This is a genomic window from Methylobacterium sp. B1 (assembly GCF_000333255.1).
Taxonomy (GTDB): Bacteria; Pseudomonadota; Alphaproteobacteria; order Rhizobiales; family Beijerinckiaceae; genus Methylobacterium; species Methylobacterium fujisawaense.
In genome coordinates, this window is the sequence record NZ_BACT01000179.1 from 1 (window position 1) to 313 (window position 313).

Here is a 313-nt window from a genome sequence, read left to right on the forward strand (position 1 = left end):
CGGGATCGCGTCGAGGGCGCGCGCGTCCGCCAGGTCGAAGACCGGCGCGCGGCCACCGCTCGTCTCGGACTCGACCTGGAGGCGCGCCTGACGCACCAGCCTGGCCTGCGTTCCGCGCGACATGGCCGGGACGGCCGCGGTGCGGTCCGCCAGCTCGTCGATGGTCCGCACCCCGGCCCGGATGAGCTTCGTCCGCTGGTCGAGGCGCATGCCGGCGACGAGCACGAGGTCGCGGTGGTCCGTGACCTGGGTCGTGCAGATCGGGCAGCGGCCGCAGCTGGCGTATCGCGGGTCGCCCCAGGCGAGTTCGTCG

1 protein-coding gene is annotated in these 313 nt (G+C 75.1%); it reads right to left on the reverse strand.

Going from position 1 to position 313, the window contains the following annotated elements:
* The coding region (locus I53_RS33705) for a hypothetical protein (protein ID WP_043347315.1) at window positions 1-313 on the reverse strand (313 nt) is incomplete at both ends.